Genomic DNA, 25,050 nt, shown 5'->3' on the forward strand with positions numbered 1-25,050 from the left:
AAAGGATCGCCGGGCGGTGGATAGCGGCATGCCGGACGGCTGGATGTCGGCTTCCGCCGCGGAACGGGAGAGCCTGCGGGCTCTCTTTTTTCCTTTCGCAACCTCGGGGAATCTCTATTCGTATAAGGGAAGGCCGGTTTAAAAGCCTGCTGCGCCGGCGAAGCTGAACCGAGGAGGAATGACGATGCGCAAGCTGCTCTCGCTTCGCCATTGGAAGCATGTATTCGCCCGGATCTTCCGGATCCTGCGCTCGCGGGACGTGAAGCCCGTCCACAAGCTGCTGTTCCTGGTGCCGGTCGCGCTGTACTGGGTGCTGCCCGACGTCATGCCGTTCATGCCGATCGACGACATCGCCGTCACGATGCTGGCCGCCGAGGGCTTCACCCGCTGGATGGAGGGCAAGTATCCGGCGGGTTGAAGTTTCGACGGGCTTTCTATAAAATGATAGAGACGAAAATCGACGAGATTCCCCCGCCCGGCAGGCGGATGGATGACATAGACCCAAGGAGGATATCCCGATGAACTGCAAGATCACCCGCAACGCCGCCAAGATCCTCAAGGCGGAGCTGGACAAGCCCGAGCACGAAGGAAAGTTCCTGCGCGTCTACATTACGCATGCGCACGGCGACCACGCGCATTACGGCCTCGGCATCGACGAGCGCAGCGACAAGGACGAGCTCGTCTCCACCGACAAGGAGATCGACGTGCTGCTCGAAAAAGGCGTCGACCTGCTCGACGGCGTGAAGGTCGACTACCTGTATTCTCCGGAGGAGGGCTTCGTCGTGACGAACCCTGCCAAGGGCAATCACGGTGACCACTGAGACGCTGGAAGCTCCTCTCGGGACGGAAGAGCCGACCTCGCTGAACGACATCCGCATCTGCGACAAATGCAAGTTCACCCGCGTCAAGACGCTGCTGCCCAAGCTGCAGAAGCTGGACCCGGAGGCGGACATCAAGGTCGGCTGCAAGTCGTACTGCGGCCCTTGCGGCAAGCGGGCGTTCGTCTTTGTCAACGGCCGCTACGTGACCGCCCCGACCGAGGACGAGGTGCTGGAGAAGGTCAAGCCTCATATCAAAAAATAAAACCGGCGCCGCCGGCGGGACGCTTCAGGTCCTGCCGGCGGGAGCCGGTTTTTTTGGGGATCGGGGTCTAGCCGCGCGGAGGCAGCGGGCCGAGGTACTGGTACAGCTGGCATTCGATGCGGCCGTTGAACAGCTTGCGCTTCTTGTCCGCCGAGCGGCCGTAGCTCTGCTCGAACGTCTTGGACGGGCTGAGGGCGAAGACGGACCAGTCCTTCTTGACGGCGTCGATGAAGCCGAGCTGCCGGATGACCTTGTCCGCTTCCTTCTCGGTGCCGAGCCGCTCGCCGTAAGGCGGGTTCGTAATGATGCACCCGTACTTGCCGGCCGGCTGCACGCGCGCGATCGGCAGCGTCTGCAGCTTGATGTCGCGGGCGAAGCCGGCCTTGCGCACGGCCGCCTCGGCGACCTCGATCGCCTCCGGGTCGATGTCGGAGCCGGCGATCTCGAGCGGGACGTCGTCGCGGACGGCGTCCATCGCCTCCTCGCGGGCGAGCTCCCAGCGGCGCTGGCCCATGATGTCCCAGCTGCTGCTGTTGAACTCGCGGCGCAGGCCGGGGGCGACGTTCCAGCCGATCATCGCCGCCTCGATCAGGATCGTGCCGGAGCCGCAGAACGGATCGTACAGCGGCCGCGACGGATTCCAGCGGCTGAGCAGCACCATCGCCGCGGCCATCGTCTCCTTGAGCGGAGCCTCGGTCACGAGCTTGCGGTAGCCGCGCTTGTGCAGGCTCGCTCCGGTCGTGTCGAGCGTGATGAGCGCGACGTCGTTCAGCAGGCTCACCTCGATGACGTAGCGGTCGCCGTCCTCGGAGAACCACTCGGTTCCGTAGCTGTCCTTCATGCGCTCGACGACCGCCTTTTTGACGATCGACTGGCAGGCGGGCACGCTCGACAGCTGCGATTTTTGGGAGCGGCCGTTCACCGGGAATTCTCCGTTCTCCGGAATCCAGTCCGGCCAGTCGATGGCGCGCACGCCCTCGAACAGCTCCTCGAAGGTGAGGGCGGGGAACTCGGCCATCTTGACGAGGACGCGGTCGGACGTGCGCAGCCACAGGTTCGCGCGCGCGATGTCCTCCAGGCCGCCTTTGAAGGTGACGCGTCCGTTTTCGGTCTTCGCCTCGCTGTAGCCGAGGTCCTTGAGCTCCCGGGCGACGACCGCCTCGAGGCCCATGGGAGAGGTTGCGATCAGTTCAAGCTGTTGCATCGGTTTGCGTTCACTCCATATCCGGCCGGGGCGTTTGTGTCTCCCGGCCTGTCATCATACAATCAAGTATAGGCGATCGTACCGATCCAGCACAACGAGGAAGGCAGGAACGAACCATGAAAGAACGTTTGCTTGGACCCGAAGAGATGGAGCGCTACATCGAGGAGCTGTTCCCCCCCGATCCCGATCTGCGCCGGGTGCTGGAGGGCATCCGCGAGCGCGGCATGCCGGAGATCTCCGTGCCGACCGGCTATGGCCGGCTGCTGACGCTGCTCGTCGCGATGAGCGGAGCGAGCCAGGTGCTGGAGATCGGCGCCCTCGGCGGCTACAGCGGCATCTGCCTGGCGCGCGGGCTCGCTCCGGACGGCAGGCTGACCTCGCTGGAGCTGCTCCCGGAATACGCGGAGCTGGCGGCAGCGCATCTGGAGGCGGCCGGCTTCGGCGGCCGGACGGAATACCGGGTCGGCGACGCGGGAGACAGCCTCGAGGCGCTGAAGGCGGAGGGCCGGCGCTTCGGCTTCTTTTTCATCGATGCGGACAAAGGCGGCTACCCGCGCTATCTGGACGCCGCGATCGAGCTGGCGGAGCCGGGCGCGGTCATCGTGGCCGACAACACGCTGCTGCGCGGCCGCGTCGCCGATCCGGCGCGCACCGGCCCGTCCGTGCTCGCGATGCGGGAGTTCAACCGCCGCCTCGCGGAGGACCCGCGGCTTGCGGGCACGCTGCTGCCCGCCTATGACGGGCTGGCCGTCATGCGCGTGAAGGGCTGACGGTCAGGTGCTCGCGCGCAGGACGAGCTCCGGCACGAGCCCGACGCGCTCGACCGGCGCGGACGGCCGCGCGATGCGACGCTCGAGCGCCTCGACGGCGCGCTGGCCGAGCTGCTCCTTGCCGAGGTCCATCGTCGTCAGCGGCGGACGCGTCCAGGCCGAGCCTTCGATGTTGTCGATGCCGGCGACGCGGCAGCGGCCGGGAACGTCAACGCCGCGCTGCAGCAGCAGCTTGAGCAGCTCGGCGGCGATGTCGTCGTTCGCGCAGACGAACGCGTCGGGCAGCTCGTCCGGGCGTGTCCGCGAGAGCCGCGCCTGCAGCGTGTCGATCCATTCGCGCGAATAAGGGATCGTCCAGCGGCGCAGCTCGCCGTCCTTGCGCTGGGCGAACGTCTGCTCCAGCGCCGAACGGCAGCCGAGCCAGCGCTCGCGGAAGCTGACGGAGAACCGGTCGCTCCCGACGAAGACGAAGCTGCGGCAGCCGCGGTCGAGCAGCAGGCCGCTGATCATGCGCGCCGCCGCGATGTTGTCGTTGGCGACGCTGTCGAGTCCGGAGAACGGCTCCTGATGGTCGACGAGCACGACCGGGAGGGCCGTGCGCTTCATGGCGGCGAGCTGCTTCAGCGGAAACGAGCCGACCGCGAGGCCGCCTACGCAGCGCGTCCGGTCGAGGTAAGGCGGCAGGATGTCGGAGACATGCCCGTCGTCAAAGGGCGCGAGCACGACGGCGCCCCAGCCGTGCAGGCGGCATGCCTCCTGGATGCCGCCGAGCACGCGCTGCCAGTACATCGGCTCTTCCTGATGGATGCGGGACATCCAGACGACGATGTAGCGGCCGTCGGCATCGCCGGCGGCCGACGGCCGGGCGAGAGCCGAGTCGTAGACGGCGGCCCCGAGCGGGGGGCGGGACGAAGGCGCCTCGTAGCCCATCGCGCGGGCCGTCTCCATGACCCGCTGGCGGGTCGCCTCGCTGACGCCGCCTTTGCCGGCGAGCGCCTGGGAAACCGTATATTTGGATACATGCAGCCGATCGGCGATCTGCTGCATCGTCACTTTTCCTCCTCTTGACATCGCATCATGCACCCTCTAAAGTTTGGTTGAAATTCGGATGCTTTTAGCCTAACAAACCTAACGATTTCAAGCAAGCCAAACTTTTGCATAGAGAGGAAGTTGGTTCATGGCGACATGGCTGGCATTTTACGATGGAGGCTTTCCATTCCCCGGGGTTCGCCCCGAGCCGGAGCAGCTCGCGGCGCTGAGCGGCTCCGTCGCGACGGCGGAGGAGCTGGCGGCGCGGCTCGAGACGGAGCGCCCGGAGGCGCTGCTGCTGCTGCACGGGCCTTATTTCCCCAAGGCGGCGTGGCCGGCGATTCTGGGCCATCTGCAGCGCGGCGGCGGCCTCGTGACGATCGGCGGCATTCCGCTGCGCGTTCCGGTCGCGGCGACGGATAGCGGCTGGAAGGAAGAGCTGGAGCAGACGAACTACCATCAGGCGATCGGCATCCACGAAGCGCTGCGCGCAGACGTCTCCAAGGTCGTCCGCTGGAAGGCGTCTTCCGCGATTCCGCTGCTGGACGGCGCGGAGGAGCTGTTCGACGGGGCGCCGACCTACGGCCTGGCGCTGCATGTGACGCGCTCGCATGACCATCCGGGCGAGAACGGCTCGGGAGGCCCGATGGACGCCCACATCTACCCGCTGCTGACGGGCGAGGACAAGGACGGCCGCGAGCGCTGCGCGCCGGTCGTGCTGCTGGAAAATACGAAGGGCGACTTTGCCGGCGGCCGCTGGATCTTCGCCTGCCGCGAGGCCGGGGCGAGGTTCTGGGCGGAGGGAAGGGGCGCCGAGGCGCTTGCCGCCTGGGGCGACTATGCCGCGCGCGGCGTGACGGAGTGGTGGCTCAAGCCCAACTACGCCTGCTACGAGCCGGGCGAGAAGCCGGTGCTGACGTTCCAGCGCCAGCGCCTGAACGAGCGCGCCGACGGCGCGTGGCGCGTCCGCTACGAGGTGAGCCGCGAGCGCGGCGGCGCGCGCGAGGTCGTGGCTGGAGGCGAGCTCGAGCTTGCCTCGGGCGCGCTGGCCGACTATGAGCGCGTCGCGCTGCCGATCGCGGCGGAGCCGGGCTACTACCGGATCGACGCCGAGCTGACGGCGGCGGGCAGCGGCGAGAAGCGCCGCCTCGTGCAAGGCTTCTGGGGCCGCGACGAGGCGCTGCTGCGCGAGGGCGGGATGCTCCAGGCGGGCCGCGATTATTTCGTCAAGGAAGGACGCCCGCTGCCGATCGTCGGCATGACGTACATGACGAGCGACGTCGCGCGCAAGTACCTGCATCTGCCGAACGCGGCCGTCTGGGACCGCGACATGGAGCAGATGGCGCGGGCGGGCATCAACCTGATCCGCACCGGCCTCTGGACGGCGCTGCGCAAGATGGCGTTCGTCGACGGCCATGTGAGCGAGGAGATGCTGCGCGCGGTCGACGCGCTCATCCTGACGGCGAAGCGCCACGGCCTCGAGCTCGTGTTCAATTTCTTCGCGTTCACGCCGGAGCTGTGGGAAGGGGAGAACCCGTATCTCGACCCGCGCAGCGTCGAGGCGCAGAAGCGCTTCCTGACGGCGATCGTCTCCCGGCACAAGGACAGCGCGCATGTGCACTGGGACCTCATCAACGAGCCGACGATGTTCAACCCGGCGAAGCTGTGGAACGCGGCGAGCACGCTGCGCGACCGCTTCGAGGTCGCCGCGTACCGGCAGTGGCTGCAGGAGCGGCACGGCGACATCGGGACGCTGCAGGAGCGCTGGAACATGTCGCCGCTCGACCTGCCGTCGTTCGAGAGCATCCTGCCTCCGCTGCCGCAGGACATCGGCTTCTCCACGACGGAGCTGGTCGAGAAGCGCAGCGGCCAGTGGCTCGACTACCTGCTGTTCTCGCAGGATATGCACAACCGCTGGGCGTCGGAGCTGCGGGCGGCGATCCAGGCGGTGCAGCCGAAGCAGCTCGTGACGGTCGGCCAGGACGAGGGCCTGCAGGCGCAGCGTCCGTCCCCGCTGTTCTACGAGCAGGCGGTCGACTACACGACGGTCCACTCCTGGTGGAAGAACGACCAGCTCGTGCTGGACGGCGTCTTCGCCAAGACGCCGAACAAACCGAACGTCATCCAGGAGACGGGCATCATGTACGTCGAGACGCCGGACGGCTTCGCCAAGCGCACGGAGGAGGAGCTGCATGCGATCCTCGAGCGCAAGTACGCCTACGCGTTCTCGACGGGCGGAGCGGGCGCGGTGCAGTGGATCTGGAACATCAACTTCTATATGCACAACGTGAACGAGTCCCATATCGGGGCGCTGCGCGCCGACGGCACGGAGAAGCCGGAGGCGGACGTCTCGTACGACTTCGGACGCTTCATCCGCGAATGCGGGCATCTGTTCGAGGACCGCAGGCTGGAGGAGGTCGCCGTCGTCTATCCGTACAGCAGCGATTTCTCGAACCGCTCCAGCGTCGAGGAAAGCACGTCCCGCCTGGCGCGCTCGCTTGCGCATCGGATGAACGTGCCGTTCCGCTCGCTCGGCGAGTACGGGCTCGACATTTTGCGCGATCCCTCGTACGAATCGCCGAAGCTGATCCTGCTGCCGTCCGCGCATGCGCTGAGCGACGAGGCGTTCGCGGCGCTGACGGACTGGGCGGAGCGGACCGGCGGCACGCTGCTCGTCACCGGCCCGCTGTCGCTGGACGCGTACTGGCGCCCGACGGCCCGCGCGCGCGGACTGATCGGAGCGACGGCTGTCGGCAACGTCCGCCGCGAGGAGGCGCTCGAGCTGGACGGCGAGCTGCTGCCGGTCGGCTTTGGCGGGGAGGGCATCGCGCGGCTGAGCAAGGAGTCGCCGCTCGGCGAGGACGGCCGTCCGGCCGCCGCGGCCAAGCTGCATGACATCGCGCTTGGCCAGGGCCGCCTGCTCTGGTGCCCGCTGCCGCTCGAGCTGGCCGAGAGCTGGATGCCGCTCGAGGCGGTATACGACATCGCGCTGGAGGCAGCCGGCGTGGAGCAGGAGCTGCTCTGGGAGCAGGGCGGCGAGCTGGCCGGCGTCTACGGCCGCAAGCTGCAGTTCAAGGACGGAGCCGTCTTCATCTTCGTCTCCGAATACGCGCTGGACGCGGACATCCGCGTCGTCGATCCGGCGACCGGCACGTCGTATGCGTTCACCCTCGAAGCCGAGCGCTCCGTGCTGTTCGCCGCCGCCAAGGACGGCTCGCTCGTGAGCGTCTACCGTCCGGACGAGGTGCAGGTGCAGGCGCGCGCCGCGGTTTCCCGGGGCTGAGGCGTCTCTCGCAGATGAGGGCCTCTGCCAGGGGCTAGGGGAGCGGCGGCGTTCGTTGGGCGGGGCAGCCCGCCGGCGTGCGCAGCCGGCATCAGGGCAGCCCCGCGGTCCGAATCGGACCGCGGGCTGCCCCTTTGATTACTCTTTTTCCTTGAAATCCACGATCGGGCGGATCACCTGGGAGATGAGCCGGATCTTCTCGGGCGAGCAGCCCTCCAGCATCTCCATGATCTCGCCTCGCAAGAAGTCCTGGGAGGAGCGGTTCGCGCCGCTCAGCAAGTATTCCGGCGTCTCCTCGAGGACGACGCACAGCTCGGACAGCCGGTCGAGATTGATCGGCGTCCGGCCTCGCTCGATCTTGCTGATGTAGGCGTTGGACACGTCGAGCTGCTCGGCCAGCGCTTCCTGGGTCAAGCCCTTTTCCTCGCGAGCCCTGCGGATCCGCTTGCCGATTACGGAGTAGTCATAAGCCATGTCTTCGATCACCCTAATCCAAACTATAGCAACGTTGAACGCCGCCTTACATGGATCGGGATTCCAATTGAACCTATCGTTCCATTCTTGCGAGCCGAGCTCAGCTCCGCGCGCGCTCCGCGCCGTAGCCGCCGGAGACGAGCGTGCCGAGCACGCGGGCGACCTCCGAAGCGAACACCGGCTTGCCGATGAAGTCCTTCATGCCGGACTCAAGGCATTTGTCGCGGTCGGCCTGGCGGACGAACGCCGTCACCGCCACGATCGCCGGCTGAAGCTCCGCCGGGATGCGGGCATGGATCGCCCGGGTCGCCTCCAGTCCGTCCATGACCGGCATCTGCAGGTCCATGAAGACGATGTCGTAGCGCCCCCGCTCCAGCGCGTGGACGGCTTCCTGGCCGCTCTCGGCGCTGTCGGTCGAGCAGCCCATCTTGCCGAGCAGGGCGTTCAGCAGCATGCGGTTGACCTGATTGTCGTCGACGACGAGCGCCCGGACGCCGCTGAAGCGGGCGGAGGCCGCCGGCTCGACCGCATCGAGCCGGCCCTCGTGGGAAGGCCGGGACTGCCGGAGCCCCTCGTCCTCCTCGACCTCCAGGCGGATCAGCACGCGGAAGGTCGAGCCTTCGCCCGGCATGCTCTCCACGGCGATCGAGCCGTCCATCAGCTCGACGAGGCGACGGCTGATGGCGAGGCCGAGCCCGGTGCCTCCATACTTGCGGTTGAGGCCGGGATGCAGCTGCGAGAACGATTGGAACAGCAGGTTCTGCTTGTCCAGCGGGATGCCGATGCCGGTATCCTGCACCGCCAGCTCCAGCAGGGCGGCGCTGCGGTCGCGGCCGAGCAGCCGCGCGGACAGGCACACCCGCCCCTCTTCGGTGAACTTGACGGCATTGCCGACAAGGTTGACCAGCACCTGCCGGATGCGCCCCGCATCGCCAAGCAGCGCGGCCGGGATCGAATCGTCCAGCCGCAGCTCCAGCCGGAGCTGCTTTTCCGAGGCGACGGCGCGGAACAGATCCGCCACCTCTGCGGCCAGCTTCGGCATGGAGAAGCGCTCCTTTTCGAGCACCATCTTGCCGGCCTCGATCTTGCTGAAGTCGAGAATCTCGTTGAGCAGGCGCAGCAGCGACTCGCCGCTCTGGATGATCATGTCGGCGTAGCTCTGCTGCTCCTCGTCGAGCTCCGTCCCCGCGAGCAGGTCGGCCATGCCGAGGATGCCGTTCATCGGCGTGCGCAGCTCATGGCTCATGATGGCGAGGAACTCCGACTTGGCGCGGTCCGCCTCTTCGGCGGATTCCTTGGCGCGGATGATCTCCTTCTCGTTGGTCATGTCCTGGAAGACGAGCACGGCGCCGCGATGCTCGCCCCGGTCGAAGATCGGCGTGACGCGGAACTCCGCGAGGAAGCTGGAGCCGTCCTTGCGCCAGAGCACCGCCTCCGGGCTATGGTAGGAGCGGCCCTCGCGCAGCGCCTGATGGATCGGCGACTCGTGGCGCTTGTAGGGCGTTCCGTCGGCCCGCGTCTGCTCGATCATGTCCAGATAGGAGCCGCCGCTCGACTCGGCGGCCGTCAGGCCGAGCATCGCCATCGCCGCCGGGTTGACGAACATCGCCCGCCCTTCGTTGTCCAGCCCGAGGATGCCCTCGGACACGGCGTTGAGGATGAGGGTGTACTGATAGCCGAGCTTTTCGATCTGCTCGACGTAGCGCGCCCGCTCCGAGATGTCGCTGGAGATGCCGTATACGCCGACGACCTCGTCGTCCACGATGATCGGGATGTTGATCGTATTGATCAGCAGCTCGTGGCCTTGCTTGTGGCGGATCTTGAGATCGTACGACTGCGGATGGCCCTGGCAGGCGAGCTGGAAATGATGAAGCGTCTTCTCGGTATATTCCTCGGTCACGATCGGTCCCCAGTACATGCCGATCAGCTCGTCGAGCTTGTATCCCGTCAGCCGCTCGAGATGCTCGTTGGCCGTCAAATAGTCGCCCTGCAGGTTCATCGAGTAGACCGCCTGCGGGCTATGCTCGAACAGCGACTTGTAGCGCTGCTCGCTCTCCTGCAGCTTGTGGCTGGCGAGGATGCGCTCGGAGATGTCCCGCGAGACGGCGACGATCTCGAGCGGCCGGCCTTTGCCGTCGCGGATGCAGCTGCAGGTGACCTCGAGCCAGACGTAGGAGCCGTCCTTGCGGAGAAAGCGGTATTCGACCGTCTGCGAGCTGTCGGCCTGCAGCTGCTGCTCGATATAGCCCTGCACCCGCTGCAGGTCGTCCGGATGCACGTACGGAAGGACGGTCCGCCCGAGCAGCTCCTCGGCCTTGTAGCCGAGCAGCTTCTCGACCGAAGGGGAGAGAAAGGTGAACTCGACCTGCCGATCGCCTTTGTGGCGCGTGATCAGATCGGGCGAGGTTTCCGTAATCAGGCGGTAGTTGCGCTCGCTCTCGAGCAGCTGGCGCTGCAGCTGGCGCTGCTCGGTGACGTCGCGCACGATGCCGGTGAACCGGTAGGGCTTGCCCTGCTCGTTCAGCCGCGGCTCGCAGCGGACCTGGATCGTCTTGGACGAGCCGTCGGGAAGGTCGAGCGCGTACTCCCACACCTTTTCGCCGGGAGAGTTGTCCTTGCCGAGGCGGAGGAACTCCTTCATGCTGCGGTCGACCGGCCCGTCGTCGAGGTTCAGCGAGTCGACGAGGGCGTCCACGGGCGCCGCTTCTGCAGGCAGCAGATAGGCGAACATGCGCCGGGCATCCTCGGAGAAGGTGATGAGGCCGCGCTCGATGTCCCACTCCCAGGCGCCGATCTTGGCGATGCGATGGACGGCGGCGAGCATGTCCTCGTATTTTTTCATGCCGGTGACGTCGCGTCCGAACGTAAGCACCCGCTTGCGGCCGTTCTGGAGCCGGATCTCTCGGGAATAGGTCTCCATCCAGATGAAGCGTCCGTCCTTGTGGCGGACGCGGCGCACGAAGTTCCGGACGGTGTCGTACATCCGCTCCGGCGTCATCTCGCTCGCCTCCTGCTCATGGTAGAACTCTCGCCGGTTGCGCCCGATCATCTCGCTCACGTCGTAGCCGAGAATCTCCTTGATGGAGGGCGCGCAATAAAGGATCGTCCCCTCGGGCGTGCTGCAGGTGATGAGATCGAGCGTATGGTCGGCGATCAGCTCGGCGATGTTGTCCTCGACGAGCGGCTCGTCCGCGGCCGGGCTTGATTCCAGGATATAGACGCCGATGCAGGGACTTCCCCCTGCGGAAGCGTCCGCGAAGGCGGCCCGGACCGGAAGGGAGCCGGAGCGCGCCGTCAGCAGCATCGCGCGGCGCTCGCCGGACGCCCCGCCAAGGACGCCCTCGGCGACGTCTCGGAGCGTGCCGGTCTCCAGCTTCAGCAGCTGCTCGGGGCCGGGCGGAGCCGGGCGGTTCGGCTCTTGTCCGTATCCGGCCAGCCGAAGGAATGCGGCATTCATGCCGGCCCATTCCATCGCATGCGGATCGAGCAGAGCGACGGCAAACGGCGACTGCTCCAGCGCCGAGGCGGCCAGATCGTGGCGAACGGGATATAGAGTCATAGATCAGCGGTCTCCTTCGCGTTTTGACGGCCTAGGGCGCAGTTGCAAACCCGCCCTGACGGAGCATTTGCCCAGGCCGTAAGGCGCCTTTTGCTCATTACCCTAGTATAATCTTTTTGATCGGGGGTTGAAACTCGTTTGTCATAGGATTGTCATAGCCTCCGCGGGGCGAAGGTTGTTAGCGTTTTTGAAAACGGGCATAATGGAAACGATGGGAAATTCATAGAGAGCGAAGGGGCGCGCACATGATCAACAACGACTCCTTCCTCCGGGCTCTCCGGAGGGAAACGACCGGCCATGTTCCGGTCTGGTACATGAGGCAGGCGGGGCGCTACGATCCGGATTACCGAAAGATCAAGGAATCGTACAGCCTGCTCGAGATCTGCCGCCGGCCCGAGCTGGCCGCGGAAGTGACGCTCATGCCGGTGCGCAAGCTCGGCGTGGACGCAGCCATCCTTTATTCCGACATCATGAACCCGGTCGCCTCGATCGGGATCGATTTCGATATCGTGGCCGGCACGGGACCGGTCATCCACAATCCGATCCGCAGCGCGGAGGACGTCCGGCGGCTGAAGCCGATCGACGTCGAGGGCGACCTCGGCCATGTGCTAGAGACGATCCGCATTCTCGACCGCGAGCTGACGGTGCCGCTGATCACGTTCGCCGGCGCGCCGTTCACGATCGCCAGCTATCTGATCGAGGGCAAGCCGTCGCGAAGCTACCTCAAGACCAAGGCGATGATGTACGGCGATCCCGACACCTGGTTCCTGCTCATGGACAAGCTCGGCGATATGGTCATCGCCTACCTGCGGGCCCACGCGGCCAGCGGAGGCAAGGCGTACCAGCTGTTCGACAGCTGGGTCGGCTCGCTGGCTCCGGCCGATTTCCGCCGGTACGTGCTGCCGACGATCCGCCGCATCTTCGCGGAGCTGTCCGATCTGGAGCAGCCGGGCATCTACTTCCCGGGCGTCAGCTCGGGCGAGCTGCTGCCGGAGCTGCGGGACCTGCAGGCGAGCGGCATCGGCATCGACTGGCGCGTCAGCATTCCCGAGGCGCGCCGGCGCCTCGGCGGCGGCTATGCGATCCAGGGCAACCTCGATCCGGTCGTGCTCACCGCGCCGATGGACGTCATCGAGCGCCACGCCGCCGCGATCATCGACCAGGGCATCCAGGAGCCGGGCTATGTGTTCAACCTCGGCCACGGCCTGTTCCCCGAAGCCTCGCTCGACAAGCTGCGCGAGCTGACGGCCTTCGTGCATGACTATTCGTCCAAGGCGCTGTCCGGCGCGCAGCCGGCAGCCGTCCATACGGGAGAGGAGCTGCCTCATGTCTAACGCTGCGATCGGCGTGCTCGTGATGTCGTACGGGACGCCGGAAAGCCTCGACTCCGTCGAGGAGTACTACACCCACATCCGCCGCGGCCATGCGCCGTCGGCCGAGCAGCTCAAGGAGCTGACCGACCGCTACGAGGCGATCGCGGGCGGCGTCTTTCCGCTGCGCGAGAACACGGACCGCCAAGTATCCAGCCTGCAGGACAAGCTGGATACGGCCGAGCCGGGCCGCTTCCGCTGCTACCAGGGCCTCAAGCATGCCCGTCCCTACATCGAGGACGGCGTCGCGGCGATGGCCGCGGACGGCGTGAAGCGCGCGGTCGGCATCGTGCTGGCGCCGCATTACTCGACGATGAGCATCGCCAGCTACAACAAGCGGGCGCTCGCCGAGGCGCAGAAGCACGGCATCGAGCTGGCCTGCGTGGAATCCTACCATCTGCATCCGAGCCTGATCGAGGCGCTCGCGGAGCGCGTGCGCGAAGGCGTCGAGGCCGTGTCGGCCAAAGCCGGCGGAGCGGACGTCAAGGTGCTGTTCAGCGCGCACAGCCTGCCGGAGCGCATCCGCGAGGCGGGCGATCCGTACGAGGAGCAGCTGCTGGAGACGTCGCGCGCGGTCGCCGAGGCGGCCGGAGCGCCGCGCTGGCAGTTCACCTGGCAGAGCGCGGGACGCACGGCGGAGCCTTGGCTCGGTCCGGACATCCTCGAGACGATGGACAAGCTGGCGGGAGAAGGGGAGCGGGCGCTGCTCGCCGCGCCGGTCGGCTTCGTCTCCGACCATCTGGAGGTGCTCTACGACCTCGACATCGAGGCGATGGCCCATGCGGACAAGCTCGGCGTGGCGTTCGGCCGCATCCGCATGCTGAATTCCGATCCGCTGTACATGGAGACGCTCGCCGACAGCATCCGCGAAGCGGCGGCGAAGCTGCCGTCATGACGTCCGGACGGACGCCGGTCATCGTCGTCGCCGGAGCCGGACTGACCGGCCTCAGCGCGGCGTTCTACCTGCAGCTGCAGGCGCGGCAGGAGGGGCGGGAGGCGCGGATCGTGCTGGCGGAGGCGAGCGGCCGCCTCGGCGGCCGCATCGAGACGCTGCGCAAGGACGGCTTCACGATCGAAAAAGGCCCGGATTCGTTCCTCGGCCGCAAGACGGCGATCCTGGAGCTGACGCAGGAGCTCGGCCTGCTGGACGAGCTCGTCACGACCAATCCGAAGGCGGCCAAGACGTACATCTACCAAGGAGGCCGCCTGCATCCGATGCCGGCGCGGCTCGCGCTCGGCGTGCCGGCGGACATGGCCAGCTTCCTCAAGACGGAGCTGATGGACCCGCAGGAGAAGTTCCGCGCCTCGCAGGACTTCCTGACGGCTCCGCGTCCGGACGACGGACGCGACGAGTCGGTCGGCAGCCTGCTGGAGCGGCGCTTCGGGCGGGCGATGGTGGAGCGCATCAGCGAGCCGCTGCTCGCGGGCATCTACGCCGGCGATCTGTACAAGCTCAGCCTCGCGGCGACGTTTCCGCAGTTCCGCCAGGCCGAGCTTGAGCATGGCAGCCTCATCCGCGGCATGCGAGCGCCCAAGGCCGGCGGCGCTCCGGCGGCGCCCGACTACGTGCCGGCGGCGGCTCGCGGCGGCGTGTTCATGACGTACCGGCGCGGGCTGCGCACGCTCGTCGACGGGCTGGACGAGGCGCTGGGCGGCATCGAGCGGCGGATGCAAACGCGCATCGAGGCGATCCGCCGCCGCTCCTCCGACGAGGCGGCTCCGGCGTATGAGCTGGAGCTGGCGGGAGGGGAGACGCTGGCCGCGGACGCGGTCGTCGTGACCGTGCCGAGCCAGGCGGCCGCCGCGCTGCTGGATCCTCTGACGGACACGGCCGCGCTGCGCGCCGTCGAGTATGTCTCCGTCGCCAACGTCGTCATGGCGTTCCGCGAGGAGGATATCGCCGACATGGCGTTCGACGGCTCCGGCTTCCTCGTGCCGCGCTCCGAAGGGCGTACGATCACCGCCTGCACATGGACGTCGTCCAAATGGCTGCACAGCAGCCCGGACGGCCGCGTGCTGCTGCGCTGCTACGTCGGCCGCGCGGGAGCGGAGGAGGGCGCGCTGCTGCCGGACGGCGAGCTGATCGCCGCCGTCCGCCGCGACGTGCGCGACACGATGGGCATCGAGGCGGAGCCGCTGTTCACGGAGATCACGCGCCTGCGCCGCTCGATGCCGCAGTATCCGGTCGGCCACGTCGAGGCGATCGCGGGGCTGCGCGCCGCGATGCGCCGCGACTGCCCGGGCGTCTATGCGACCGGAGCCGCGTTCGACGGCGTCGGGCTGCCGGACTGCATCCGCCAAGGCCGCGAGGCGGCGCGGCAAATCTGGGCGTCTTTAAGCTAAGAAGAACCGGCTCCTTTCCGAGCGGGGATAGAATGGTATAATGGCGTAAGGTCCGTCCATCTGGCGGAATCCGGTTCGCCTCATCCATTCATTCCTGCCTTCGCGAGAGGAGCTGTCTTTTTGTACCGCAACCGCAGCCAAGCCAGACAGCAGCAGCGCCAGCGCCGCAAGCGCGCGGTCCGCCGCCTGCTCGTCTTGAACGTCATTCTGCTCGCCCTGCTGCTCGGAGCCGGCGCCGTGCTGGTCTTCGGCCTGAGCCGCGACAATCGGCCGGATTCCGGCGGAGCTCCGCTGGCCGAGGCGACGGCCGCGCCGTCCGAGCCTGCCCCGGCGACGGCGCCGCCTTCCGCATCGCCGACGGCGTCGCCGTCCGCATCGCCGACGCCCTCCGCGACTCCGTCGCCCGAGCCGTCGGCTTCTCCGTCGGCAGCTCCATCGGCTGCGCCGAGCGCTTCGCCGTCCGAGCCTTCCACGCCGCCGAGCGGCTCGGGAGCAGGGGCGCGGCCGACGGCTTCGCCGTCCGGCTGGTCGGGCCTCGTGCCCAAGGACGCGCCGACGATCCGCCTCGCCTTTACCGGCGACATCCTGCTGGCCGCCAAGGTAGCCGGCCTGATGGAGAGCGAGGGGCTGGACTACCCGTTCACCGGCGCGGCCGAGCGGCTGTCCAAGCCCGATCTGACCGCCGGCAATCTGGAGACGCCGATCACGTCACGCGGCAATCCTGCCACGGGCAAGCAGTTCGTCTTCAAGGGCAAGCCGGCATACGTGAAGCCGCTCAAGGACGCCGGCTTCGACGTCGTCACGCTCGCCAACAACCATACGCTCGACCAGGGCGTCGAGGGGCTGCTCGATACGATCGGCCATCTGGACGACGCCGGACTGCCGCATGTCGGCGGCGGCCGCACCGACAAGGAAGCGTACGCGCCGGTCGTGCTGGAGAGCGGCGGCGTCAAGGTCGCCTATCTCGGCGTCAGCCGCGTGCTGCCGGTTGTCGAGTGGAAAGCCGGCCCGACCCGTGCCGGCGTCGCCGAAGCCTATGATCCGGCGCGCGCGGAGGAGGCGATCCGCGCCGCTCGCAAGCAGGCGGATCTCGTCGTCGTCATGGTCCATTGGGGCCGCGAGCGCGCCGATCAGCCGGTCGACCACCAGCGCTCGCTCGCGCGGGCGTTCATCGACGCCGGAGCCGATCTAATCATCGGCGCGCATCCGCATGTGCTGCAGGGCTTCGAGCTGTACAAGGGCAAGTGGATCGCGTACAGCCTCGGCAACTTCATTTTCACCTCCAATGCGAACTCGAACACGAGCGAGACCGGCGTGCTCGACGCCGTCTGCGCCAAGGACGGCCGCTGCGGCCTCCAGTTCCACCCGATGAAGATCGCTCAGTCGCGCCCTGCGCCCGTCTCGGGCGAGCAGCTCGCGGCTCAGCTGAAGCGGCTGAACGGCATCAGCAAGGCCGCCTCCATCGGAGCGGACGGGACGGTGAAGCCGCGTTGAGAAGTCCGCGAGACGGCGAGGCCGCGTTGAGAAGTCCGCGGGAAGGTGAGCCTGCGTTGAGAAGTCCGCGGGAAGGTGAGCCGCGTTGAGAAGTCCGCGGGGAGGTGAGCCGCGTTGAGGAATCCGTGCGTCGCGCATCGCGGCTGGTCGAGCCTCGCTCCGGAGAACACGCTCTCGGCGCTCCGGCTGGCCGCGGAGGCGCCCGACATCGGCTGGGCGGAGATCGACGTGCAGCTGGCGGGCGACGGGACGCCCGTGCTGCTCCATGACCGCACGCTCAGGCGGACGACGACCGGAGGCCGCCGCGAAGCGGCCGATCTGACGGCCGAGCAGCTGGGCCGGCTCGACGCGGGCAGCTGGTTCTCGGCCGCCTATCGGGGCGAGCCGGTGCCGACGCTGGCCGAGGCGCTGCGCGAATTCGGCGGGCGGCTGCGCTTCAATATCGAGCTCAAGCGCCACGGCGGGGCGGACGGCCTGGAGGAGCGGGTGCTCGCAGCGGTGCGCGACGCCGGCATGGAGCAGCGCTGCGTGCTGACCTCGTTCAGCCGCGGCACGCTGCAGCGGCTGCGCGAGCTCGGAGGCGCCGTGCCGACCGGCCTGATCGCCGACAGCTGGAACGGCCGCCTGCCGGAGGAGCTGCGGGAGCTGGGCTGCGGCCTGCTGTCGATCGACTACCGCGCTTTGAACCGGGAGCGGCTGCGGCGGCTTCGCGAGGCGGGCCTGCGCGTCATGGCGTGGACGATCGACGATTACCGGCTCATCCGTCAGCATGCTCTGATGGATGACCGGCTGATGATTTGCACGAACGATCCGGCGTGCTGGCGCGAGGCGATGCGCAGCCTGCCGCAGCCGCACCGGACCTGGGACTGACAACAGCGAGGCGCGTTGGCGTCGAAAGGGGGAAGACGATGGACGCGTGGGGCTTGCTCGACGGCCAGCCGCTGCTGAGGCTGGCCGCCGCGGCCGCCGGAGCGGCCGCGATCGCGGGCGCGGCTTGGCGCTTGCGCGCGCTGTCCGGCTCGGGAGCGCTTGCGGCCGCAATGGTCGGCACCGGTTATGTCGCGCTGGGCGGACCGTTCTGGTTCGGCCTGCTGCTGGCGTTTTTCGTCAGCTCGACGCTCTGGTCGAAGTGGAAAAAGCATCACCGCGCCAAGGCCGGCGCGGAGCGCGGCTATGCCAAGGGCAGCCGCCGCGACGCCGGACAGGTGCTGGCCAACGGCGGGGCGGGGCTGCTCCTTTGCGCCGCCTACGCCATCTGGCCGCAGCCTTGGCTGGCGCTCGCTTTTGTCGGCGTCATGGCGAGCGTCAACGCCGACACCTGGGCGACGGAGATCGGCGCCCTGAGCCGCCGCCTGCCGCGGTCGGTGCGCACGCTCCGCCGCGTGCCGGCCGGCACGAGCGGCGGCGTCACGCCGCTCGGCACCGGTGCGGCGCTGCTCGGCGGCGCCTTCATCGGGGCCGCCGCCGCGCTGCTGGCTGCGGCCGCGCCGCTCGCCTGGGGCGCCGCCGCGGCCGTCCCCGCGCCGCCGCTTGGCGCGCTGCTGGCTGCCGGCGCGCTCGCCGGACTGGCCGGCGCGCTCGCCGACTCGTGGCTCGGCGCGACGTTCCAGGTCATGTACCGCTGCTCCGCCTGCGGCAGCGAGACGGAGCGCGCCGAGCATTGCGGGCGTCCCGCCGAGCGAGTGCGCGGCTTCGCCTGGATGACCAACGACGCGGTCAACCTCGTCTCGTCGCTGCTCGCCGGCGCGCTCGCCGCGGCGATGGCGCTGCTGGGATAACCGCCGGAGAGGGCGGGGATCGACGCTCCCGCGCTTTCCGGCGGAGCGTTCCGGACGCTCGCGCCCGCCGCTTCACGCACCGCCTCCATGCCACGCCAAAAAGCCTTTCCCGGCAGCAGCTGCCCGGGAAAGGCTTTTTCTGGCTTTGGCGATGCGATGCGGACTATTCGGACGGAGAATCGACCAGCTCCTCGAGCTGGCGGATGACGTCCTCGAACACGCTCATCGCCTGCTCGATCGGCTCCGGCGAGCTCATGTCGACGCCGGCTTTGCGCAGGATGTTGATCGAGAAGTCGCTGCCGCCGCTCTTCAGGAAGCCGAGGTAGCGGTCGACCGCAGGCTGGCCCTCGTCGAGGATCTGCTTGGCGAAGCTCGTCGCCGCCGAGAAGCCGGTCGCGTATTTGTACACATAGAAGCTGTTGTAGAAATGTGGAATGCGCGCCCATTCCATCTCGATGTCCTTGTCGACCGTCATGCCCTTGCCGTAGTACAGCTCGTTGAGGCCGTAGTAGATCTTGGACAGCTCCTGCGGCGTCAGCGACTCGCCCGCCTCCGCCTTCTCGTGGATGATCTTCTCGAACTCCGCGAACATCGTCTGGCGGAACACGGTCGTGCGGAACTGATCGGCATAGTAGGTGAGCAGGTACATCTTTTCCTTGCGGTCGGTCGATTTCTTGAGCAGATGGTCCATGAGCAGCGCCTCGTTGAGCGTGCTGGCCACCTCCGCGAGGAAGATCGTGTACTGCGCGTCGCGGTACTTCTGGTTGCCGTCGGAATAGAACGAGTGCAGCGCGTGCCCCATCTCATGCGTCAGCGTGAACATGCTGTTGAGGTTGTCCTTATGGTTGAGCAGCACGTACGGATGCGTGCCGTAGGCTCCCCAGCTGTAGGCGCCGCTGCGCTTGCCTTCGTTCTCGTAGACGTCGATCCAGCTGTCCGAGTAGCCTTGCTGCAGCGCCTTGCCGTAGTCCTCGCCGAGCGGCTTCAAGCTTTCGGCCGTAATTTTCTTCGCTTCGTCGAACGTGATCTTCATGTCGAATTCGTCCACGAGCGGCGCGAACAGGTCGTACATATGCAGCTCGTCGACGCCGAGCAGCTTTTTGCGCAGCTCCATGTAGCGGTACATGAGCGGCAGCGAGCCGTGCACCGTGTCGATCAGATTCGTGTACACGGTCTTCGGAATGTTGTCGCCGTAGAGCGACATCTCCAGCACGGACGGATATTTGCGGGCTTTGGCGTAAAAGACGTTTTTGGTGACGTTCGCGCTCAGCGTCGAGGCGAGCGTATTTTTGAGCTTGCCGTATGTATCGTACATCGCCTTGAATGCCTCGCGGCGAACGTTCTGGTCCCGGCTCTCCAGGAACTCGATATAGCGGCCGTGCGACAGCTCGACCTCCTCGCCTTGCTCGTTGCGGACCTTCGGGAACTTGAGGTCGGCGTTGTTGAGCATGCTGAAGATCGTGTTCGGCGCGCTGCTGATGTTGCCGACCTGGGCGAGCAGCGACTCCTCGTTTTTGGAGAGCACATGGGCTTTCTGCCGCTTCATCTCCTCGAGCGTATGCTTGTACGGAGCGAGCTGCGGGTCGGCGATGAACGCCTCGAGCTTTTCTTCCGGCAGCGCGAGCACCTCGGGCGTCAGGAAGCTGAGCGCCTCGCCGGCCTCGACGCTGAGCTTTTGGGACTTCTCGGACAGCGCCTGGTATTGCGGCTCCGCCGTATCCTCGTGATGCTTCATGTTGGCGAATACGTACAGGCGCTCCACATGGTAGCCGATGTCGTCCTCGAGCTCGAAGCAAGCCTTGAGGCGGGACGCTTCGGAGAGCGTGCCCTGGAACGCGGCGGCGGAGCGGATGAGCTCCTTCGCCTTGCCGTATTCCTTGTCCCAGGCGGCCTGGTCGGCAAAGATGTCTTCCAGCTTCCAACGGTACTCCGGTGCGGTTTCGGAACGTTTCGGTACTTGGCTCATGATAGCCCTCCTTGGAAGGTTCGGTAGTGGAGCCGCGTCCGCGCTCCCGGAAGCGGGATGGGCGGGCGCGGCGGCGGGCGGCGCGCCGGCGGCGATGCGCGGCGGAGCTCCGCCCAGCAGGGTCAGCGACAGCAGCACGGGCAACCATTTCATTCGGCAGGCCTCCATCGGGAACAAGAATACCCTTTAGTATGCCTGCCTGGGGCTTGCCTTATGTTCCCATGCGGAACAAGGAGGCGACGAGGAGCACGAACGCGATCGAGACGAGCGCGATCGCGCTGATCGCGAGCGGCTTGCGCACTCGATCCGGCAGCGACGACCGGTTCATGAGGACGATCGCGGCCAGGCAGAAGCTGGCGATGATGAAGATGACGGCATTGGTGGTGTCCATCCGGGCAAGGCTCCTCCATTTTATGGGAATTGATCCGGGGATGCGTGTAACCTTCGTGAAGGGCGGGGAGTAATCCTGCCGCCGGCTCTTAGACCTCGCGCAAATTTTGCAGAATCGTCTGCAGCTCTTCCTCGCGGCCTTCGAACTTCTCCGGACGGAAGCGGCTCTCCGCCCAATGCATCAGCTCCGGACGGCTCAGGAACGTATGGCATTCCTCGCCCCATTGGTCGGAAATCTCCCTTGCGATGATCGTCTTGCCGTGGACCTCGACGTTCAGCATATTGTATTTGTCGGTCTTGTAGATCAGATGTTTTTTGATCATGACGATAAATCCCCCTTCATGTGTCGGACTTGCTATCCCTTCATCATAGCGCTAAAAATCGTTGCAAAGCAAACAAGAGGTGGATTAGCATGGAAATGCATCCCTCCTTTTCGAAAAAGGGATGCTCCGCCGTCGCCGCGAGAGCGGCGGGGAAGACGAGAAGAGGAGAGATGAACGCATGAACCCATTCATGAGCAGGGGCCGCGAGCCTGAATCAAATCCGCCATCGTTCAGCCGGGAGCGCTACGAGCAGTCGGGCGTGGCGATGACCTGCCGAAGCTTCGCGGAGTACGCCGCGATGTTCGGCCTCGAGCCGGAGGCGTTCCATGGAATCGCCGTCGCGGATGTAGCCGCAGGAGCATCTTCGTTCTGCGCCGGCGCGAGGGCGGCGGGAGCGGATGCTTATGCCTTCGATCCGCGCTTCGGCGAGCCGCTCGGCAGCTGGGCGCAGTCGGCCCGGGAGGAGATCGAGCTGTCCACGGCCAAGCTGGACGCGCTGAAGGAGACATTCGACTGGAGCTACTACGGCACGCTGGAGCGCCATCATGCGGAGCGGATCGCTTCCCTGGAGCGCTGTCTGGCCGACCGAGCCTCGGTGGAGGCGGAAGGAAGATATTTGGCGGCGATGCTGCCGACTCTGCCTGCGCCGGACGGGAAGTTCGACCTCGTCTTCTGCAGCCATTTCCTATTTCTATATGCGGAGCAGTTCGGCTACCGCTTCCATCGCGACGCGGCGTTGGAGCTGATGCGCGTCTGCCGGCCAGGCGGCACGGTGCGGATCTACCCGCTGCTGTCGCTGGCCGCCGAGCCTTATCCGGAGCTGGAGCGGCTGCTCGACGAGATCCGCGCGGCCGGCGGACGGCCGGATCTGAAGCCCTCGAGGCTGCCTTTTCTGCCGCAGTCGACCCATTTTCTCGAAATCGTCCGGTAAAGAACGGCTATAGCCGTCTCGACCTCATTGCAATCAGGGAGTGGCGAGTGTATAATGGGCTTATTCGCTGCTTCAAGCAGCGTCATTTTAGGAGGTTGTTCATTTGAAAGGAACAGTTAAGTGGTTCAACGCAGAAAAAGGCTACGGCTTCATCCAGGTTGAGAACGGCGAAGACGTATTCGTTCACTTCTCTGCGATCCAAGCAGAAGGCTTCAAGTCCCTCGACGAAGGCCAAGAAGTTGAATTCGACATCACGGACGGCAACCGCGGTCCTCAAGCTGCGAACGTAGTCAAGCTGTAAGATCCGCTTCGTCGGATTCGCTTATTATAGAGCAAGATAAGGCCCCTTTCGAGGGGCCTTATTTTTTTTGCCGAGCGGCCTCCGGCCGCCAGCGGCGGCATCCGTCAAGCGGACCGGCGGCTGGCGCTTGATTCGTCTATGCGTTTTGTCTCCCCGCTCGGGACCGGAATCCCGGCTCGATCCCCCTTTCGCGGCCCACGCGGCGGTGATCGTTTTCCGCTTCGACACTGGATTTTAAGGCATCAGGATGGTAAAGTATCAATGGAGGTTTACCATGAGGGACCGTTTCTTCGTACCGGACGCCAGGCTCGGCATCGACTTGCCCCGCCTGGATCGGAATTGGGATCAATATGACGCCGCGGAGCAGATGGGGATCGTGGAGCAGTGGGAGCTGATCCGCGGCCGCATTCCGGACGTCATTTTCGCTCTGGAGAGACAGATCGTCCTCCTGCAGCGGGAGCTGGACGAGGAGGAGGACTTCGCTCGCTCATGCCGCCTCAATTCCGACATCGCCGAGCTGGCGAGCCGCATCAATGACCTGCATATTTGGTACCGCGTCAATCAGGAGATTGAAGCGCGGCGCCATTCCTGACGACCGCTAGGAGGGCGCCTCGAATGAACGACAGGACGATCGGAGCCGTCAAGGCTCCGTCCAAGCCGATGAACTTGATGTACCGCGTCTACCGCTATGTGCTGCCCGGCGTATCGGCAGAGCTGGCCGCCCTGCGCCGCCGGGCGGAGCTCATCCCCGATCCCGAGCTGCGGACGCAGGCGCTCGCGAGCATGAGGGACAAGCGGTTCCACTGCCAGGGCGGCTGCGTCTACGCGATCCTAGATCCGTCCAAGCGCCGCCTGCTCATTCCGCTGATCGTCGCGCTGCAGACGATCAGCGACTACCTGGACAATCTATGCGACCGCAGCACCTCGCTCGATCCGGACGACTTTCGCCTGCTGCATCGCTCGATGCTGGACGCGATCGACCCGGACGCCGAGCTGACGAACTATTACGCGCGGAGGGCCGAGCAGGATGACGGCGGCTATCTGCATCATCTCGTGCGGACTTGCCAGCAAGCCGTGCGCCGGCTGCCCGGCTATGCGGCCGCGCAGCCCGAGGTCGCGCAGCTCGTCTCGCTGTACGGCGACCTGCAGGTGTACAAGCACATCCGCAAGGACCTGCGCGAGGAGCAGCTGCTCGCCTGGCGGGAGCGGCATCGGCAGCTCAGTCCCGAGCTTCGCTGGAACGAGTTCGCCGCCGCGACGGGCTCGACGCTCGGCATGTTCGCGCTGTTCACGGCCGCCGTGGATCCCGGCCTGACGCCGGAGGGCGCCGCCCGCGTGCGAGGCGGCTATTTCCCGCATATATGCGGCCTCCACATTCTGCTCGACTATTTGATCGATCAGGAGGAGGACCTGGCCGGCGGGGACCTCAACTTCTGCAACTATTATCGGGATACCGAGGAGGCGGCGGCGCGCATCGGCGCCATCGTCGAGCAGGCGCGAGCGGATGCGCTCGCCTTGCCCGACCCCGGCTTCCACCGCTTGATCGTCGAGGGGCTGCTGGCTCTGTATCTGTCCGATCCCAAGGTGGGCGGCCAGGAGGACGTGAAGCGGGTGTCCCGCGCGCTCATGAAGGGCAGTCCGCTCGCCCGGCTGTTCTTCCTGCTCAACAGCGTCTGGATCCGCCGGATCCGGGCCTAGCGCGCTTCCGAACCGGTTTCTTTTCTTTTTGCACCTATACTAATGCGTCATTGGAGGACCTACTATGTCAGCAGTCAAATCCATTGCCGTCCTTACGAGCGGCGGAGATTCCCAGGGGATGAACGCGGCGGTGCGCGCTGTCGTGCGCAGCGCCCTTTATCACGGCCTGGACGTATACGGCGTGCAGCGCGGCTATCAAGGACTGATCAACGACGATCTGCGTCCGATGGACCTGCGCAGCGTCGGCGACATCATCCAGCGCGGCGGCACGATCCTGCAGACGGCCCGCTGCAAGGAGTTCATGACTCCCGAGGGCCAGCAAAAGGGCGCCGAGGTGCTGCGCGAGCGCGGCATCGACGGCCTCGTCGTCATCGGCGGCGACGGCTCGTACCAAGGAGCCAACAAGCTGAGCAAGCTCGGCATCAAGACGATGGGCCTGCCGGGCACGATCGACAACGACATTCCGTTCACGGACTTCACGATCGGATTCGACACGGCGGTGAGCATCGTCGTCGACGCCATCAACAAGCTGCGCGATACGATGACATCCCATGAGCGCTCCTCGATCGTCGAGGTCATGGGCCGCCACTGCGGCGACATCGCCCTCTACGCGGGCCTGGCGAGCGGAGCGGAGACGATCCTCGTGCCGGAGGTGCCGTACGATCTGGACGAAGTCTCCCGTCGCATGCAGGACAATTTCCGCCACGGCAAGCGCCACAGCATCATCATCGTCGCCGAAGGCGCCGGCAAGGGCCAGGACGTCGCCGACCATATCACGAGCTGCTGCGGCATCGACCCTCGCGTCACGGTGCTGGGCCACATCCAGCGCGGCGGCTCTCCGACCCACAACGACCGCGTGCTGGCGAGCCAGCTCGGCGACTTCGCCGTGCGCCAGCTGATGGCGGGCGAATCGGCCAAGTCCTGCGGCATCATCAAGGGCGAGCTGACGGCGACGGACATCGACCTGGTCGTCAACACCAAGAAGCCGTTCAACATGGACCTGTACAACCTGGCCCTTCGCCTGTCCCAATAAGCCGCAGAGGAGGGCGAGCCC

Annotated in this window: 23 protein-coding genes; 16 read left to right on the forward strand and 7 right to left on the reverse strand. The window is 66.4% G+C overall.

The features are described from left to right. The first annotated feature begins 178 nt into the window (after nt 1–178). The 3 genes from GE073_RS09090 (at nt 179) to GE073_RS09100 (ending at nt 1,083) form a co-directional block, all read left to right on the forward strand. Complete coding sequence (locus tag GE073_RS09090) at nt 179–418, forward strand: hypothetical protein (RefSeq protein ID WP_028599482.1); 240 nt, start codon at nt 179–181, stop codon at nt 416–418. A 100-nt stretch (nt 419–518) separates the two neighbouring features. Next, the gene (locus tag GE073_RS09095) at nt 519–821 is read left to right on the forward strand and encodes an iron-sulfur cluster assembly accessory protein (protein ID WP_028599483.1); all 303 of its coding nucleotides are present in this window, start codon (nt 519–521) and stop codon (nt 819–821) included. Continuing rightward, entirely contained in the window at nt 811–1,083 is a 273-nt protein-coding gene (locus tag GE073_RS09100; RefSeq protein WP_228551390.1) for a YuzB family protein, read from the forward strand. The genes GE073_RS09095 and GE073_RS09100 overlap by 11 nt, the downstream gene beginning before the upstream one ends. A 67-nt stretch (nt 1,084–1,150) precedes the next feature. On the opposite strand, the gene GE073_RS09105 is transcribed toward GE073_RS09100, so the two are convergent. Next, complete coding sequence (locus tag GE073_RS09105; protein WP_028599485.1) at nt 1,151–2,287, reverse strand: THUMP domain-containing class I SAM-dependent RNA methyltransferase; 1,137 nt, start codon at nt 2,285–2,287, stop codon at nt 1,151–1,153. A gap of 116 nt (nt 2,288–2,403) precedes the next feature. On the opposite strand from GE073_RS09105, the gene GE073_RS09110 reads away from it, so the two are divergent. After that, entirely contained in the window at nt 2,404–3,057 is a 654-nt protein-coding gene (locus tag GE073_RS09110) for an O-methyltransferase (protein WP_101808931.1), read from the forward strand. Nucleotides 3,058–3,060: 3 nt separating this feature from the next. Here the strand turns inward: GE073_RS09110 and GE073_RS09115 are convergent, their stop codons facing one another. Next, nucleotides 3,061–4,128, reverse strand: coding sequence for a LacI family DNA-binding transcriptional regulator (locus GE073_RS09115; RefSeq protein ID WP_028599487.1), 1,068 nt, complete (start codon nt 4,126–4,128; stop codon nt 3,061–3,063). A gap of 106 nt (nt 4,129–4,234) precedes the next feature. Between GE073_RS09115 and GE073_RS09120 the strand changes: the two genes are divergently transcribed. Beyond that, nucleotides 4,235–7,369, forward strand: coding sequence for an alpha-amylase family protein (locus GE073_RS09120; RefSeq protein WP_153783314.1), 3,135 nt, complete (start codon nt 4,235–4,237; stop codon nt 7,367–7,369). A gap of 138 nt (nt 7,370–7,507) precedes the next feature. On the opposite strand, the gene GE073_RS09125 is transcribed toward GE073_RS09120, so the two are convergent. Both GE073_RS09125 and GE073_RS09130 read right to left on the reverse strand, forming a co-directional pair. Then, nucleotides 7,508–7,843 carry a helix-turn-helix domain-containing protein gene (locus GE073_RS09125; protein WP_028599489.1) on the reverse strand — a complete coding sequence of 112 codons (336 nt, stop codon included), beginning with the start codon at nt 7,841–7,843 and terminating at the stop codon, nt 7,508–7,510. Between the two features lie 100 nt (nt 7,844–7,943). After that, entirely contained in the window at nt 7,944–11,402 is a 3,459-nt protein-coding gene (locus tag GE073_RS09130) for a PAS domain S-box protein (RefSeq protein WP_153783315.1), read from the reverse strand. A gap of 245 nt (nt 11,403–11,647) precedes the next feature. Between GE073_RS09130 and hemE the strand changes: the two genes are divergently transcribed. The 6 genes from hemE (at nt 11,648) to GE073_RS09160 (ending at nt 18,387) form a co-directional block, all read left to right on the forward strand. Next, on the forward strand, nt 11,648–12,736 hold the full coding sequence (gene hemE / locus GE073_RS09135; protein ID WP_028599490.1) for a uroporphyrinogen decarboxylase: 1,089 nt from the start codon (nt 11,648–11,650) through the stop codon (nt 12,734–12,736). After that, a complete protein-coding gene (gene hemH / locus GE073_RS09140) occupies nt 12,729–13,667 on the forward strand; it encodes a ferrochelatase (RefSeq protein WP_028599491.1) in 939 nt (312 codons plus the stop codon). Before hemE ends, hemH begins: the two co-directional genes overlap by 8 nt. Next, nucleotides 13,664–15,115, forward strand: a complete 1,452-nt coding sequence (hemG, locus tag GE073_RS09145) for a protoporphyrinogen oxidase (protein ID WP_153783316.1) — start codon at nt 13,664–13,666, stop codon at nt 15,113–15,115. Before hemH ends, hemG begins: the two co-directional genes overlap by 4 nt. Before the next feature lie 120 nt (nt 15,116–15,235). Continuing rightward, on the forward strand, nt 15,236–16,609 hold the full coding sequence (locus tag GE073_RS09150) for a CapA family protein (RefSeq protein ID WP_153783317.1): 1,374 nt from the start codon (nt 15,236–15,238) through the stop codon (nt 16,607–16,609). A 114-nt stretch (nt 16,610–16,723) separates the two neighbouring features. Next, a complete protein-coding gene (locus GE073_RS09155) occupies nt 16,724–17,479 on the forward strand; it encodes a glycerophosphodiester phosphodiesterase (RefSeq protein ID WP_153783318.1) in 756 nt (251 codons plus the stop codon). A gap of 38 nt (nt 17,480–17,517) precedes the next feature. Then, nucleotides 17,518–18,387: a DUF92 domain-containing protein gene (locus tag GE073_RS09160; RefSeq protein WP_052333381.1), complete on the forward strand. Its 870-nt coding sequence runs from the start codon at nt 17,518–17,520 to the stop codon at nt 18,385–18,387. A gap of 163 nt (nt 18,388–18,550) precedes the next feature. On the opposite strand, the gene pepF is transcribed toward GE073_RS09160, so the two are convergent. From pepF to GE073_RS09175, 3 genes are all read right to left on the reverse strand, one after another. Beyond that, nucleotides 18,551–20,353 (reverse strand): oligoendopeptidase F, encoded by a 1,803-nt coding sequence (gene pepF, locus GE073_RS09165; protein WP_028599496.1) that lies wholly within the window; start codon nt 20,351–20,353, stop codon nt 18,551–18,553. 211 nt (nt 20,354–20,564) lie between these two features. Continuing rightward, nucleotides 20,565–20,744: a hypothetical protein gene (locus tag GE073_RS09170; RefSeq protein WP_028599497.1), complete on the reverse strand. Its 180-nt coding sequence runs from the start codon at nt 20,742–20,744 to the stop codon at nt 20,565–20,567. Nucleotides 20,745–20,832: 88 nt separating this feature from the next. Beyond that, the gene (locus GE073_RS09175) at nt 20,833–21,066 is read right to left on the reverse strand and encodes a hypothetical protein (RefSeq protein WP_028599498.1); all 234 of its coding nucleotides are present in this window, start codon (nt 21,064–21,066) and stop codon (nt 20,833–20,835) included. Between the two features lie 178 nt (nt 21,067–21,244). Between GE073_RS09175 and GE073_RS09180 the strand changes: the two genes are divergently transcribed. The 5 genes from GE073_RS09180 (at nt 21,245) to pfkA (ending at nt 25,029) form a co-directional block, all read left to right on the forward strand. Beyond that, on the forward strand, nt 21,245–21,997 hold the full coding sequence (locus tag GE073_RS09180; RefSeq protein ID WP_228551392.1) for a class I SAM-dependent methyltransferase: 753 nt from the start codon (nt 21,245–21,247) through the stop codon (nt 21,995–21,997). Nucleotides 21,998–22,100: 103 nt separating this feature from the next. Next, nucleotides 22,101–22,298, forward strand: a complete 198-nt coding sequence (locus GE073_RS09185; protein WP_028599500.1) for a cold shock domain-containing protein — start codon at nt 22,101–22,103, stop codon at nt 22,296–22,298. Between the two features lie 274 nt (nt 22,299–22,572). Then, nucleotides 22,573–22,890, forward strand: coding sequence for a hypothetical protein (locus tag GE073_RS09190; protein WP_028599501.1), 318 nt, complete (start codon nt 22,573–22,575; stop codon nt 22,888–22,890). A 23-nt stretch (nt 22,891–22,913) separates the two neighbouring features. After that, nucleotides 22,914–23,996 carry a tetraprenyl-beta-curcumene synthase family protein gene (locus tag GE073_RS09195; RefSeq protein WP_028599502.1) on the forward strand — a complete coding sequence of 361 codons (1,083 nt, stop codon included), beginning with the start codon at nt 22,914–22,916 and terminating at the stop codon, nt 23,994–23,996. Between the two features lie 64 nt (nt 23,997–24,060). Continuing rightward, nucleotides 24,061–25,029 (forward strand): 6-phosphofructokinase, encoded by a 969-nt coding sequence (gene pfkA / locus GE073_RS09200; protein ID WP_028599503.1) that lies wholly within the window; start codon nt 24,061–24,063, stop codon nt 25,027–25,029. Nucleotides 25,030–25,050: the final 21 nt, after the last annotated feature.

This window comes from Paenibacillus sp. B01 (assembly GCF_009649995.1).
Classification (GTDB): Bacteria; Bacillota; Bacilli; order Paenibacillales; family Paenibacillaceae; genus Paenibacillus_O; species Paenibacillus_O pasadenensis.